Genomic DNA, 12371 nt, shown 5'->3' with positions numbered 1-12371 from the left:
ACCTGTCAAGGGGCCGTCGCCGTGCGACCGCCCGCGTTCGCACGCCAAATGGGGGCGGCTTACACGATTTGCAACAGCAGCCCCTTCAGATACTCGCCTTCGGGGAACGCCGCCAGCAGCGGATGATCGAACCCGGCGCCGAGGCGCTTCAGGATGCGGGCATCGACGCGCGCATCGGCGGCCGCGCCCGCCACGATCTTCTGGAACAAATCGGCGTCGATCGCGCCCGAGCACGAGTAGGTGAACAGCAGGCCACCCGGACGCAGCAGCTTGAAGCCCGACAGGTTGATGTCCTTGTACGCGCGGGCCGCGCGATCGACGTGCTCGCGCGCCGGCGCGAACTTCGGCGGATCGAGCACGACCAGATCGAAGCGCTCGCCTTCGTCGACCAGACGGCGCAACGTGCGAAACGCATCGGCGTCGAGCCACTCGGCGCGTGCGGCATCGAATCCGTTCGCCTCGACATTCGCGCGCGCCAGTGCGAGCGCTTCGCCGGACGAGTCGATCGAGACCACGCGCCGGGCGCCGCCTTTCAATGCCGCGAGCGAGAAGCCGCCCGTGTAGCAGAAGCAGTTCAGCACGTCGCGGTCTTGCGCATAGGCCTGCACGAGCGCCCGGTTGTCGCGCTGATCGACGTAGAAGCCGGTCTTATGGCCGGTGCGCACGTCCACGTGGTAGCGGACCCCGTTTTCGTTCGCGATCAGCGTTTCAAGCGGCTCTTCGCCGGCCAGCACGCCCGTCGTCTGGGCCAGGCCCTCCTTCTCGCGGATCGTCACGTCGGAGCGCTCGTACACGTTCGGACAGCCCGTTGCGCCGACCAGCGCGGTCACGATCGCCTGCTTCCACGCTTCGACGCCGGCCGCCATGAACTGGCACACGAGTTGCCCGGGGGCGGCGCTGCCTGCGGGCGCGTCTTGGATGTAGTGATCGACGATGAGCCCCGGCAGGCCATCCGCTTCGCCAAAGATCAAGCGCACGGCGCCTGTGCCCTGCACGAACGTGCGGCGATGCGCGATCGCGCGCTGCACGCGGCGCTTGAAGAACGCGTGGTCGATTGGCTCGGCTTCGTCGAAGCTCCACACGCGCAGGCGGATTTGCGATTGCGGGCTGTACGCGGCGCGTGCGAGAAAGCGGCCGTCATGGGCGCGGACGACGACGGTCGCGCCGGAGGCCGGCTTGCCGTCGACATGCTCGATCGCGTTCGCGTACACCCACGGATGGCGGCGCAGCAGCGATTTTTCCTTCGACGGTTTGAGCGTAACGGTATTCATAAGCAGGTAAAAAACAAGGTTTCGCGCTGGAAAGCACGGGCGATGCGCGCGGATGCGCGTCAATCGCGCTTCTTTGCACGCGGGTGTGCAGTGTCGTAGACCTGCGCGAGATGCTGGAAGTCGAGCGACGTATAGATCTGCGTCGCCGACACGCTGGCGTGCCCAAGCAGCTCCTGTACGGCGCGTAGATCGCCGCTCGATTGCAGCAGATGCGTGGCGAACGAGTGGCGCAGCACGTGCGGATGCACGTTGGCCGGGATCCCGGCCACGAGCGCAGCGCGTTTGACGCGCTCGCGCACGACGTTCGGCGACAGGCGCGCGCCGCGCACCGACAGAAACAACGGATGGGCGTCGAGCTTCACGAACTCGCTGCGCACAGCGAGCCATGCTTGCAGGGCCTCGACGGCTTTGCGGCCGACCGGCACCGTGCGCGTGCGCTTGCCCTTGCCGAGCACGGTCACCTCCGCGCCAGCCAAGTCGAGCCAGCCCGCGGACCGATAGCCATCGGCCTCGGCAAATGCCACGTCGAGCCCGACCAGTTCGGACAGTCGCAGCCCCGACGAGTAGAACAGCTCGAGCATCGCGTGGTCGCGCACGCCCTCGGTGTTGCCGGCGACGGGGGCTTCCATGAGCGCGGTGGTGTCGTCGACCGACAGCGCCTTCGGCAGGCGTTTCGGCTGTTTGGGCGCGCGTACCGTGGCGACCGGGTTCGCGGCAAGTTCGACGCGCTCGGCCAGCCAGCGGTAGAACGCGCGCCAGACCGACAAACGGTGCGCGATCGAGCGCGCCGACAGGCCGCCTGCGTGCGCGCGTGCCACGGCGCCACGCATGTCATTGACGGTCAGGCTCGCGAGCGGCCGGCCGTTGGCGAGCTTGTGGAGCGCCTCGAGTTCGTGCGTGTAGCTGCGCAGCGTATGCGCCGACAGCCGGCGGCCGTGTTCGAGGCTCGCGAGATAGGAGGTGATCAGCTCGGAGTCGGCCGCAAGCACGAAGGGATCTCGATCGAAGGGACGATGGCGCGAGGCACGGCTCGTGACTTGCGCTCAGTGCGTGAGCAGTCGGCTCAGCGCCGCGCTGGCGAGCGTGCCGATCTGCGTCAGGAAATCGGTCGCCATGCCGTCGTGAAAGCGCCGCAGATCGGGCGAGCCCATCACGAGCAGGCCAAACGCGGGCGCGTCAGGGCCTGCCTGCGGGTCGCGCAGCGCCAGCAGCGCCACCGACTGAGGGGCCGAGTCGAGCGGCGCCACCTCGTTGCCGTCGGCCGTGGCGACCGCCACGGGGGCGTTCGTCGCGAGCCACTGCGCGGCTTCGAAGCCCGAATTCGCGCCGCAGTACGGCGCCGCGAGGCCATTCGTGAACAGGCGCACTTCTTCGCCGACATGGCGCGCGAAGTCGGCCTCACGGTACGGCTCCGCCACTTCCCACAGACGCAGCGCCGCTTGCGGCACGTCGAAGCTCTCGATCAGGCCTTGCGTGATCGTGCGCGGCAGCGCGTGGGCATCGCGTTCGGCGATCACGCGCGCGGTCCAGCGGTTGAACTTGGAGGCGATGCTGTCGTTCTCGTGGCCATAGCGCATGAGCTCGGCCAGGCGCCGCTCGAGCACCTTGTACTTATCGCGCAGGATGTCCATCTGCCGTTCTTGCAGCGAGACGGCCGCCTTGCCGTGCGGATTGGCGAGGCGGATCGTGGCGAGCAGCTCGGCATGCTGCGAGAAGAACTCGGGGTTGGCAAGCAGGTATTCGGCGACTTCGCGATCGTTCATGAGGGTGTCGGCTATAAGAATGCGGGGGCAGGCGGTGGGTGGCACTCGCTCGCGCGTCAGTCGGCGAGCTCGATCTCGCCTTCGAACACGGTGACGGCTGGGCCGGCCATCGTGAGCGCGGATGTTTCGTCGCGCGCGCCGTCCCAGGCGATCGTGAGTTTGCCGCCGTGCGTATGGACGGTCACGGGCGAATCGAGCAGGCCGCGCCGGATGCCGGCGGCGACTGCCGCGCATGCGCCCGTGCCGCACGCCAGCGTTTCGCCGGCGCCGCGCTCGAACACGCGCAGCTTGATTTCGTGGCGCGAGACGATCTGCATGAAGCCGGCGTTGACGCGCCGCGGGAACCGCGCATGGCGCTCGAGCACGGGGCCGACGTGCTCGACCGGGTATTGCTCGGCGTCGTCGACCACCTGGACAGCGTGGGGATTGCCCATCGACACGACCGACAGCCAGTGTGTCGCGCCGTCGATTTCGACCGGCCAAACTGTATCCGCGCCTTCCCGGCGGCCGGCGAGCCCGTTTGCGTCGAACGGCACGCGGGCCGGCTCGAATACGGGACATCCCATGTCGACGACGACCTCGCCGTTGTCCTGCATCGTCAGCGTGATCAGGCCGCTGTGCACTTGCACGCGCACGCTGCGCTTGTCGGTCAGACGCGTGTCACGCACGAATTTGACGAAGCAGCGCGCGCCGTTGCCGCAGTGCTCCACTTCGCCGCCGTCGCAGTTGAAGATGCGGTACTTGAAATCGGCACCTTCGACGCTCGGCCGTTCGACGAGCAGCAACTGATCGGCGCCGACGCCGAAATGCCGGTCTGCGAGCGCGCGTACCTGCTCGCTCGTCAGCGCAAGCGGGCGGCTGTAGCCGTCGAGCACGACGAAGTCGTTGCCCGCGCCGTGCATCTTGATGAACTTGAGTTTCATGATGGACGCTATTGTAAGTGACGCGCGGCGCATGTCGGCGCCGCCGTCCCCGCGCGCAAATCGATCAATAGACGCCGGGCTCGCCGGGCGGCCGCGTCTTGAAGCGCCGATGGACCCAGTAGTACTGCTCAGGGTAGTTCAGGATCTGCTCCTCGAGGAATGCATTCATGCGGCGCGCGTCGGCATTGTCGTCACCACTCGGATATTCGGCCCAAGGTTTGAAGACTTTTAGCCGATAACCCTTGTAATCGGGCAGCACCTCGCCGATGAAGGGCAGGATCTGGGCGCGGCCGACCGCGGCCAGCCGGCTCACTGCCGTCAGCGTGCAGGTCTGGACGCCGAAAAAGGGAACGAACGTGGAGTTGCGCTCGCCGTAGTCCATATCGGCGCCGAGCATCACGGGCTTGCGCTCGCGCAGCCAGCGCAGCACGATGCGGGCGCTGTCGGCACGGCTGGCCATATCGCACCCGAAGCGGCCGCGCGCGGCTTTCGCGACTTCCTCGAGCAGCGGATTGGACATCGGCTGATAGAGCGAGCCGCACTGCCGGTCGAGTGCGATGTTGATGAAGATCGAGCCGGCCTCGATGCCGACGAAGTGAAACCCGAGCAGCAGCGTGGGCGGCATGTCGGGATCACGCAGGTCGACCTCGCTATCGAGTTGCACGAGTTTTTCGAGCTTCTCGGCCGAGCCGAACCATTGGATGCTGCGTTCGAGATAGCCGCGGATGGCGTGCCGGAAGTGCTTCGACGCGATCTCTTCGCGCTTGGCTTCGCTCCACTCGGGGAAGCACAGCTTGAGATTTGTGTGCACGATGCGGCGGCGCCGGCTCGGAATCTGATAGAGCAGCCAGCCGAGCCCGTCGCCGAGACGCGCGACGAAGCCGTACGGCAGGAGCGCGAACAGCTTGAGCAGCCCGATGGCGCACCGCGTGCCGAGACGCGTCAGCATGCGGCCGCTCCGGCCGTGCGGTGGGCACTGGCATGTGTCGTATGCATTTGGACTAAAAATGGTAGGGGAACGAACACGACGAACTCTGTGACAATCTTGAGAAGCCGCTATAATACGGGCTTCGCCGAGTTAATAGACAACTTGCGGGGCGAAGCCGCCGAGCGCCAGTAGCGCTCACCGCGGTAATGAAATCCGCTAAAGCGTCGCCGCTTCAGACTCCACGAAGCTGGCTACGTGAAGCCAACAACCGTAACCATGGAGTCTGCAAACGTGGCAAACGACTATCTCTTTACGTCCGAATCTGTTTCCGAAGGCCATCCCGACAAGGTCGCCGACCAAATCTCGGACGCCATCCTCGACGCCATCCTTGCGCAGGACAAATACTCGCGTGTCGCCGCCGAAACGCTGTGCAACACGGGTCTCGTCGTGCTGGCCGGTGAAATCACCACGACGGCCAATGTCGACTACATCCAGATCGCGCGTGACACGATCAAGCGCATCGGCTACGACAACACCGACTACGGCATCGACTACCGCGGCTGCGCGGTGCTCGTCGCGTACGACAAGCAATCGCCCGATATCGCCCAGGGCGTCGATCGCGCGCACGACAACAACCTCGACCAAGGCGCCGGCGACCAAGGCCTGATGTTCGGCTACGCATGCGACGAAACGCCCGAGCTGATGCCGCTGCCGATCTATCTGTCGCACCGCCTCGTCGAGCGCCAGGCAAGCCTGCGCCGCGACGGCCGTCTGCCCTGGCTGCGCCCCGACGCGAAGTCGCAAGTGACCGTGCGCTACGTCGACGGCAAGCCGCACTCGATCGACACCGTCGTGCTGTCGACGCAGCACGCGCCGGATATCGAGCTGTCGGCGCTGCGCGAAGCCGTGATCGAAGAAGTGATCAAGCCGACGCTGCCGGCTGAACTGATCAAGGGCGACATCAAGTTCCTCGTGAACCCGACCGGTCGTTTCGTGATCGGTGGCCCGCAAGGCGATTGCGGTCTGACGGGCCGCAAGATCATCGTCGACACGTACGGCGGCGCAGCTCCGCACGGCGGCGGTGCGTTCTCGGGCAAGGATCCGTCGAAGGTCGACCGCTCGGCAGCTTACGCAGGCCGCTATGTGGCGAAGAACATCGTGGCCGCGGGCCTGGCCTCGCGCTGCCTGATCCAGGTGTCGTACGCGATCGGCGTGGCCCAGCCGACGTCGGTCATGGTCAACACGTTCGGCACGGGCCGCGTGTCCGATGCAATGATCACCGACCTCGTGCGCGAGCATTTCGACCTGCGTCCGAAGGGCATCGTCCAGATGCTCGACCTGCTGCGCCCGATCTACGAGAAGACGGCTGCCTATGGTCACTTCGGCCGCGAAGAGCCGGAATTCTCGTGGGAAGCGACCGACAAGGCGCTCGCGCTTGCCGAAGCGGCAGGCACCACGGCGATCGCGGAAGTCGCTTGATCGTTGGGCGCCGCTCAGCGAGCGCCATCGAGCTTCAAGTCAAACACCCCCGGCAGCAGCTTGCCGGGGGTTTTTTTGTGGCCGTCGATTGAGGTTTCGGCAAGCGAAGCCGCTGTGGCCGTTAGGACCGCTAGGACGCGAGCTTCGTGAAGTCCGGATCGGTGAAGAACTGGTTCAGCAGATCCTGGAAGATCGACCCGGCTCCGACGTAAGCGGCCGGAATCGCGATGCTGCCGACGAACGAGGAGCGCCAGCGCGATTTCGCATGCAGGACCTTGTCGTAGCGCACGTCGCTACCCTGCGTGACGACGAAGCGCGCCGCGAGATCGGCATGGCCGTCGGCCAGGTGCACGGCCAGCAGCGTTGCCTGAATCGACTCGGAGGCATTCGCATCGTAGTTGCCGGCCGTCGTCAGCTCGTTGCGGATGCCGTCGTCGAGATAGGCAGCCCACGTCTCGCCTTTGGGCGTCGTGAAGTAATAGGCGCGCACCTTGTTCTGGACGTCGGCATGATCGCTGCCCGGCGCGACGCGATAGTGCGCTGCATGCGGCAACTGTGCGAGCACCTCCTGGTTCGCGACGCTGACCTGATAGGGGTGCAGCTCCTGGGTCACACAGCCGGTGAGCCCCAATAGGCCTGCACCGGCCGCGAGCATGGCGAGTCCGCGCGCGGCGCGCGCAAGCATCGACGTGGGCCGCTTCATTTGGCGATGTCCGAAGCCTGATCGATTTCCTCGAGACCCTTGCCGACGACTTGACGGAACACCGTCTCGATGGCCTGCTGCGGCGGCAGCGGCGCGAGGCCGGTCGGGCTCTTCTCGTTGCCGATCGTCGCGTGGATCGCGTGGTGTACTTCCTTGGTGACGGTGTCGTGACCAGGCTCGAGATAGCTGAATTTGCAGACGTAGCCGTCTGTTACGGTCGTGCCGACGAGCCCGAACGTGAGGCCCGTCGTGAAGCCCTTCTGCGACGCGTCGGGCGTCAGCGGGACGTTGTCGATCGAGATCATCAGCTTGCGGCCCGAGGACACCGGCTCGTTCGACACTTTGCTGAACAGGCCCGATTGCTCGACCTGCTGCTGGATGTAGGGGCGCCATCTCTCGGTCACGGCCGCATTGGCGTTGCCCTTCGTGCGGAACTCGAACAGCATCTGGATCGGCTGCGGGTCTTGCGGTTTGACGAGGTCGGCGGCATGGGACTCGCCTAGTGCCGGGTCGACGTACAGCTTGGGGGCGATACAGCCGGTCAGCTGCAGCGTGCCGGCCGCGACGCAGGCAATGGCGATCAAGCGCTTGACGATATGCATGTGGTAAATCCGCTTCTCGTTTTGTTCGAGAGCGCCGACCATCGAACAAGGTGACGTCGGCGCCCGGCGGGACTGCCCATGCATTACGGCAAAGGTGGCACGAACTTGAACGGCGCAACCCGCCACTTGCTCGAGCCGCGGGTTGCGCCGACGCTAGGCGGCGTGGCGGCGATAAAGCGCCAGCGAGCCGGCCAGTGCGACGAGCATGCCGCCGCAGAGACGCTCGAGCCAGCGCGCGCCCGCTTGCTTGAGCAGGCGGATCGCTCGCGCGCCGAGCAGCGCGTAGCCGGACATGACGATGAGATCGACCAGCGCGAACGTCACGGCCAGGGTCGCGTATTGCGGTGCGAGCGGCTGCGACGGCGCGATGAATTGCGGCAGGAACGCGGAGAAGAACAGATAGCCCTTCGGGTTGGTGATGGCCGTCAGGAAGCTCTTGAGGAAGATCGTGCGGTTGGCGGCGCCCGCGCTTTCTGCCTGTTCGGTCGCGGCGTCGAATGAACCTTTCGACAGCAACAGGCGGATACCGACGTAGGCGAGGTACGCGGCGCCGACCCACTTGACGACGTTAAACCAGAACGCGGAGGCCGCCAGCAGTGCGCCGAGCCCCGCCGCCACCGCGAGAATCAGCACGAAATCGGAGGCGACGGCCCCTGCAAAACCGTAGGCCGCGCGGCGCACCCCATAGCGCGAACCGTTCGCGAGCGCGAGAAGGACAGTCGGGCCCGGCATCGCGGTACTGACAAGGGAGACGGCAGCGAACACGAGCAACGTGGTGTCTTGCATCGGGACCTCCTTTTTTTTGTTGAACTTGGTCGCGACGAGTATAGCGACGCGATTCGTTCAACGTATGCGGCGTGAGCAGGGCAGCGGCGCTCGGCGCGCCCCGGCCTACGAAGCTTCGGAGTTCAACGTAATGCGGTAGCGCAGCGCTTCGTGTCCGCTGTACGCGGGGTTCTTTCGAACGTGCTCGATCAGCACGCCATGGCGGCGTTCGATCGCTCTTTGCGAGGCGATGTTGTCGGCATGGGGTGGTCGGCTCGACGCAGTGTCAATCGCGTACTGCTCCGAACAACGGGGGCGAGTTGAGGAATGGCCCGGCTAATCCCAGCAGTTGCGAAACGCGACGGCCACGATGACGGGCATGCACAACACGAGCGGGATGGCGAAGTAAGGCACTTCGAGATCGGTGATCCAGCTGTAGACGAGCCAGCCGATGCCAAGCGCGAGCGTGGCGACCCCTACGAGTGCCGTCAGGATGTTCAGCGTGCGCTTCGAGGGGGACTTGCGCTTCGGTGAGCGCTCGTTTTGGGGGGGCGGATGCATCGTGGTTCCGTTATCGGCAGGCTTGTCCGCGCGATTTTACGTCGCGTCACCACCCCGCCCGCAGGCTTTTAGGGCCTGCTTGCTGTGTCAGCGTGTGCCGAAGGCGAACCAGCCCGTGCTCGTGGCGAGTCGACGCGGGCGCCGGTTCGACGCACGCTGCGGCGTAGCGCTGGATGCGAGCGTGGCGCGTCGATGCAAGCTGCTGCGCAACAGCGAGCGCAGCGAAAACCGTCGCGCGCCGTTTTTCATCCGCAGCGCGGAGATCAGCGTATCGAGCCACGCGCGCAGCAGGCCGTTTGGCGCTTGCGCGGGCGTGCGCGCCTCGGCCAGACGACGGGTACGGGCGACATGGTGACGCAGCGCGCGCACCGTGCGACGGCGAGCGGGCCGGGCCGCGATAAGGGCGATGTGCTTGAGGCGGGAAGCGAAACGTCTATGCATGGTAGAAAGGGAGCGAAGCGGTGTCGCAAGTCGTGCGGGGCGCAGCCAGCGGTGCAGCAAGCGTGCCATCGCGGCGCGAGCGCGGGCTTGGGAGCGAGAAATCGGATGAAGCGGCGACGGCGCGCGAGCGCGGCGCGCCATCGGCAGTGGCAGTCGACATGCATGGCAGCCTACACGCGATTCGTGACGCGCGTAAGTCGTGCGTGCCCCCAAACGGGGATGCCCTGGCGCGGTGCGCCGACGCATCGTTCGCGTGCGCTTTACAATGAGCCGTTTCGGCCAAACCTGCTTACCTGCTTCTCCGAACGGACCGTCTCATGTCAGAGCATTCGAAAAAAGAACAAGTGGAAATGCTGCGGGAACGCGGCTTCGTTGTAGTGCCGGGGCTCGTGTCGCCCGAACGCTGCGCGGCGATCAGAGCTGTCGCGCTGCAGCAATTGCAGGAGGCCGGGCAGCCGGTCGAATTCGAGGCCGACTTGCGCTATCCGGGGGCGCCGGAATCGAAGCATGCACCGGGCGGCCATACGGTGCGGCGTCTGCTCGATGCGTACACGCGCGATGCGCTGATGCGCGAATGGGCGACGGCGCCCGAGATCAAGGGCTGGATGGAGCTGTACTTCGGCGAGGCGCCGGTTCTTTCGCGCGCGCACCACAATTGCATGATGACGAAGCACCCGGCGTACGGCAGCCTGACGGGCTGGCACCGCGACGCCCGCTATTGGTCGTTCGAGCGCGACGATCTCGTCTCGACATGGCTCGCGCTCGGGCCCGAGTTCGTCAACAACGGCGGGCTATGGTTCGTGCCCGGCTCGCACACGATGACGTTCACGTCCGAGCGGTTCGACGAGTCCAAGTTCTTCCGCGCCGATCTGCCTGAGAACCAGGCGTTGATCCATACGGCCGTATCGCCGGAACTACAGCCGGGCGACGTCGTCTTCTTTCACTGCAATACGCTGCATTCGGCCGGCCAGAACCTGACCGACGACGTGAAGTTCTCGCTCGTGTTCACGTACCACGGGGCCAGCAATGTGCCGCTGCCTGGCACGCGTTCGGCGGCCAAGCCCGAGGTGCGGCTCATGTGATGCGCCGGCGTGCGCCAGAGCGGCGCACTTCTTCTCGCTTCTGATCGAGGATTCCTATGGCCTATGAAGCCGCTCAAAACCGCTATTCCGACATGCAGTACCGCACGTGCGGCCGATCGGGGCTGAAGCTGCCGGCGCTGTCGCTGGGCCTGTGGCACAACTTCGGCGACACGACGCCGCTTGCGACGCAACGTGAGATCCTGCGCACGGCTTTCGATCTCGGCATCACGCACTTCGACCTCGCGAACAACTACGGTCCGCCCTACGGCAGCGCCGAGACAAACTTCGGACGCCTGATCAAAGAGGACTTTCGCCCGTACCGCGACGAGCTGGTGATCTCGACGAAAGCGGGCTGGGACATGTGGCCCGGGCCGTACGGTCAAGGCGGCGGTTCGCGCAAGTACGTGCTCGCGAGCCTCGATCAGAGCTTGCAGCGCATGGGGCTCGATTACGTCGACATCTTCTATTCGCATCGTTTCGACGCCGAGACGCCGCTCGAAGAAACGGCCGCCGCGCTCGCGAGTGCGGTGCAGCAGGGCAAGGCGCTCTACGTGGGCATCTCGTCGTATTCGGCCGGCAAGACGCGCGACATGGCGCAGCTGCTGAACGACTACAAGGTGCCGTTGCTCATTCATCAGCCGGCTTACAACATGCTGAACCGATGGGTCGAGGGTGAACTGCTCGATACGCTCGGCGAGCTCGGCACGGGTTGCATTGCGTTCACGCCGTTGGCGCAGGGGCTATTGACGTCGAAGTACCTGCAAGGCGTGCCGTTCGACGCGCGCGTCAACAAACCGGGCGGTGACTCGCTTGCCCAAAGCCACCTTAGCGGCGAGAACCTCGAGCATGTCCGCAAGCTCGATGCGATTGCGCAGCGGCGCGGGCAGAGTCTCGCGCAGATGGCGCTGGCATGGGTGCTGCGCGATGCGCGTGTGACGTCGGCGCTGATCGGCGCAAGCCGGGCCGAGCAGGTGCGCGAGAACGTCGGCGCGCTCCAGCAACTCGCGTTTTCCGACGACGAGCTCGCCGAAATCGATCGCTATGCGACCGAAGGCGGAATCAATTTGTGGGAGAAGCCGTCGACCGATCAGCCGATCTGACGGGGAGTGGCTCTCGTGAATGGGGGGCGCCAGCGCTACATCAGTGTCGGCAATCCTTCGACGAGCACGACGGCGAAGGCCACGCCGAGCAGCGCGCCGAGCACGCGCAGGACGTTGTGCATCAACGTCGACGATGTCGGGAGCGCCCCTAAAAAGAGCGCACCGGCAAGGGCCATCGGAATGACCAGGATGAAATCACTGACGGTGAAGTACGTCGTCATACTCGTCTCCTCCTCCTTATCGGTCGCCGCGCGGCGCCATGCGCCGTGCGCACATGGGTCGAGTATAGGAGACGGTTGCGATATGCGCCTTGAGGGTCCCGGCATGCGCCTCGGTGTCAGCCGTGTGACTGCGCCGGGTTAGGGGTGGGCGTTGCGGGAGCTGGGGCCGGAGCGGTGTTCGGCGCACCCGGCTGAGCATCGTTTTCGGGCTCTGCCGTTTTCGGCGTGGAGGCCGTCGTCGCTGTCGGCTTCACATAGTCGGAGTCCGGCCCGGCCGCGCAGGCGCCGAGCATGCCGAGCGCGGCAAGCATCCCGGCTGCGCCGACCCATGCGGCAAGCGTATTGGCGCGTTGCAATAGACGGCTCATGGCTGGTTCTCCTATCCCACTGCGGTCGACGAGACGCATACGGGCCTGCACATAGTGCAATGCTACCGCGTGCGGTCGGTCTAGGTCTTACGACTAGCTCCTACAATTATTGGACAGACCTTCTCGGACAGTCAGGCTTTCGTAAGCATGATCGGATGAAATGG

Annotated in this window: 15 protein-coding genes; 3 read left to right on the top strand and 12 right to left on the bottom strand. The window is 65.5% G+C overall.

Going from position 1 to position 12371, the window contains the following annotated elements; genetic code table 11:
• Positions 1 to 59: 59 nt before the first annotated feature.
• The 5 genes from D7S89_RS11755 to D7S89_RS11735 form a co-directional block, all read right to left on the bottom strand.
• The gene (locus D7S89_RS11755) at positions 60 to 1271 is read right to left on the bottom strand and encodes a class I SAM-dependent rRNA methyltransferase (RefSeq protein ID WP_121277821.1); all 1212 of its coding nucleotides are present in this window, start codon (positions 1269 to 1271) and stop codon (positions 60 to 62) included.
• A 59-nt stretch (positions 1272 to 1330) separates the two neighbouring features.
• The gene (gene xerC / locus D7S89_RS11750) at positions 1331 to 2260 is read right to left on the bottom strand and encodes a tyrosine recombinase XerC (protein WP_121277820.1); all 930 of its coding nucleotides are present in this window, start codon (positions 2258 to 2260) and stop codon (positions 1331 to 1333) included.
• Positions 2261 to 2314: 54 nt separating this feature from the next.
• On the bottom strand, positions 2315 to 3034 hold the full coding sequence (locus tag D7S89_RS11745; protein WP_121277819.1) for a DUF484 family protein: 720 nt from the start codon (positions 3032 to 3034) through the stop codon (positions 2315 to 2317).
• A 56-nt stretch (positions 3035 to 3090) separates the two neighbouring features.
• Positions 3091 to 3957 carry a diaminopimelate epimerase gene (dapF, locus tag D7S89_RS11740; protein ID WP_121277818.1) on the bottom strand — a complete coding sequence of 289 codons (867 nt, stop codon included), beginning with the start codon at positions 3955 to 3957 and terminating at the stop codon, positions 3091 to 3093.
• A 64-nt stretch (positions 3958 to 4021) separates the two neighbouring features.
• Positions 4022 to 4906: a lipid A biosynthesis lauroyl acyltransferase gene (locus D7S89_RS11735; protein WP_121277817.1), complete on the bottom strand. Its 885-nt coding sequence runs from the start codon at positions 4904 to 4906 to the stop codon at positions 4022 to 4024.
• A 270-nt stretch (positions 4907 to 5176) separates the two neighbouring features.
• Here D7S89_RS11735 and metK point away from each other — a divergent pair, with 270 nt between their 5' ends.
• Positions 5177 to 6364, top strand: coding sequence for a methionine adenosyltransferase (gene metK / locus D7S89_RS11730; protein WP_121277942.1), 1188 nt, complete (start codon positions 5177 to 5179; stop codon positions 6362 to 6364).
• A gap of 130 nt (positions 6365 to 6494) precedes the next feature.
• Here the strand turns inward: metK and D7S89_RS11725 are convergent, their stop codons facing one another.
• The 5 genes from D7S89_RS11725 to D7S89_RS11705 all read right to left on the bottom strand — a co-directional run bounded on the left by D7S89_RS11725 (position 6495) and on the right by D7S89_RS11705 (position 9436).
• Positions 6495 to 7067, bottom strand: a complete 573-nt coding sequence (locus D7S89_RS11725; RefSeq protein WP_121277816.1) for a hypothetical protein — start codon at positions 7065 to 7067, stop codon at positions 6495 to 6497.
• Positions 7064 to 7669 carry a hypothetical protein gene (locus D7S89_RS11720; RefSeq protein WP_147426636.1) on the bottom strand — a complete coding sequence of 202 codons (606 nt, stop codon included), beginning with the start codon at positions 7667 to 7669 and terminating at the stop codon, positions 7064 to 7066. The genes D7S89_RS11725 and D7S89_RS11720 overlap by 4 nt, the downstream gene beginning before the upstream one ends.
• Positions 7670 to 7822: 153 nt before the next feature.
• Positions 7823 to 8455, bottom strand: a complete 633-nt coding sequence (locus D7S89_RS11715; protein ID WP_121277814.1) for a LysE family translocator — start codon at positions 8453 to 8455, stop codon at positions 7823 to 7825.
• Between the two features lie 315 nt (positions 8456 to 8770).
• Complete coding sequence (locus D7S89_RS11710) at positions 8771 to 8995, bottom strand: hypothetical protein (RefSeq protein ID WP_121277813.1); 225 nt, start codon at positions 8993 to 8995, stop codon at positions 8771 to 8773.
• A gap of 87 nt (positions 8996 to 9082) precedes the next feature.
• Entirely contained in the window at positions 9083 to 9436 is a 354-nt protein-coding gene (locus D7S89_RS11705; protein ID WP_121277812.1) for a hypothetical protein, read from the bottom strand.
• Between the two features lie 317 nt (positions 9437 to 9753).
• Between D7S89_RS11705 and D7S89_RS11700 the strand changes: the two genes are divergently transcribed.
• Both D7S89_RS11700 and mgrA read left to right on the top strand, forming a co-directional pair.
• Positions 9754 to 10518, top strand: coding sequence for a phytanoyl-CoA dioxygenase family protein (locus tag D7S89_RS11700; protein WP_121277811.1), 765 nt, complete (start codon positions 9754 to 9756; stop codon positions 10516 to 10518).
• 56 nt (positions 10519 to 10574) lie between these two features.
• A complete protein-coding gene (gene mgrA / locus D7S89_RS11695) occupies positions 10575 to 11618 on the top strand; it encodes an L-glyceraldehyde 3-phosphate reductase (protein ID WP_121277810.1) in 1044 nt (347 codons plus the stop codon).
• A gap of 35 nt (positions 11619 to 11653) precedes the next feature.
• Here mgrA and D7S89_RS11690 read toward each other — a convergent pair whose 3' ends face one another.
• Both D7S89_RS11690 and D7S89_RS27165 read right to left on the bottom strand, forming a co-directional pair.
• Positions 11654 to 11839 (bottom strand): hypothetical protein, encoded by a 186-nt coding sequence (locus D7S89_RS11690; RefSeq protein WP_121277809.1) that lies wholly within the window; start codon positions 11837 to 11839, stop codon positions 11654 to 11656.
• A 116-nt stretch (positions 11840 to 11955) separates the two neighbouring features.
• Complete coding sequence (locus D7S89_RS27165; RefSeq protein WP_147426635.1) at positions 11956 to 12207, bottom strand: hypothetical protein; 252 nt, start codon at positions 12205 to 12207, stop codon at positions 11956 to 11958.
• Between the last annotated feature and the right edge of the window lie 164 nt (positions 12208 to 12371).

Source organism: Trinickia fusca (assembly GCF_003628145.1).
Classification (GTDB): domain Bacteria; phylum Pseudomonadota; class Gammaproteobacteria; order Burkholderiales; family Burkholderiaceae; genus Trinickia; species Trinickia fusca.
This window is presented reverse-complemented; position numbering and strand designations above follow the sequence as displayed.

What these genes read in the sequence shown, in the direction of transcription:
- dapF (WP_121277818.1), bottom strand. Translation starts at nt 3,957, where the DNA reads ATGAAACTCAAGTTCATCAAGATGCACGGCGCGGGCAACGACTTCGTC.
- D7S89_RS11715 (WP_121277814.1), bottom strand. Translation starts at nt 8,455, where the DNA reads ATGCAAGACACCACGTTGCTCGTGTTCGCTGCCGTCTCCCTTGTCAGT.
- D7S89_RS11735 (WP_121277817.1), bottom strand. Translation starts at nt 4,906, where the DNA reads ATGCTGACGCGTCTCGGCACGCGGTGCGCCATCGGGCTGCTCAAGCTG.
- D7S89_RS11700 (WP_121277811.1), top strand. Translation starts at nt 9,754, where the DNA reads ATGTCAGAGCATTCGAAAAAAGAACAAGTGGAAATGCTGCGGGAACGC.
- D7S89_RS11725 (WP_121277816.1), bottom strand. Translation starts at nt 7,067, where the DNA reads ATGAAGCGGCCCACGTCGATGCTTGCGCGCGCCGCGCGCGGACTCGCC.
- D7S89_RS11755 (WP_121277821.1), bottom strand. Translation starts at nt 1,271, where the DNA reads ATGAATACCGTTACGCTCAAACCGTCGAAGGAAAAATCGCTGCTGCGC.
- mgrA (WP_121277810.1), top strand. Translation starts at nt 10,575, where the DNA reads ATGGCCTATGAAGCCGCTCAAAACCGCTATTCCGACATGCAGTACCGC.
- D7S89_RS11690 (WP_121277809.1), bottom strand. Translation starts at nt 11,839, where the DNA reads ATGACGACGTACTTCACCGTCAGTGATTTCATCCTGGTCATTCCGATG.
- D7S89_RS11745 (WP_121277819.1), bottom strand. Translation starts at nt 3,034, where the DNA reads ATGAACGATCGCGAAGTCGCCGAATACCTGCTTGCCAACCCCGAGTTC.
- D7S89_RS11720 (WP_147426636.1), bottom strand. Translation starts at nt 7,669, where the DNA reads ATGCATATCGTCAAGCGCTTGATCGCCATTGCCTGCGTCGCGGCCGGC.
- D7S89_RS11705 (WP_121277812.1), bottom strand. Translation starts at nt 9,436, where the DNA reads ATGCATAGACGTTTCGCTTCCCGCCTCAAGCACATCGCCCTTATCGCG.
- D7S89_RS11710 (WP_121277813.1), bottom strand. Translation starts at nt 8,995, where the DNA reads ATGCATCCGCCCCCCCAAAACGAGCGCTCACCGAAGCGCAAGTCCCCC.
- D7S89_RS27165 (WP_147426635.1), bottom strand. Translation starts at nt 12,207, where the DNA reads ATGAGCCGTCTATTGCAACGCGCCAATACGCTTGCCGCATGGGTCGGC.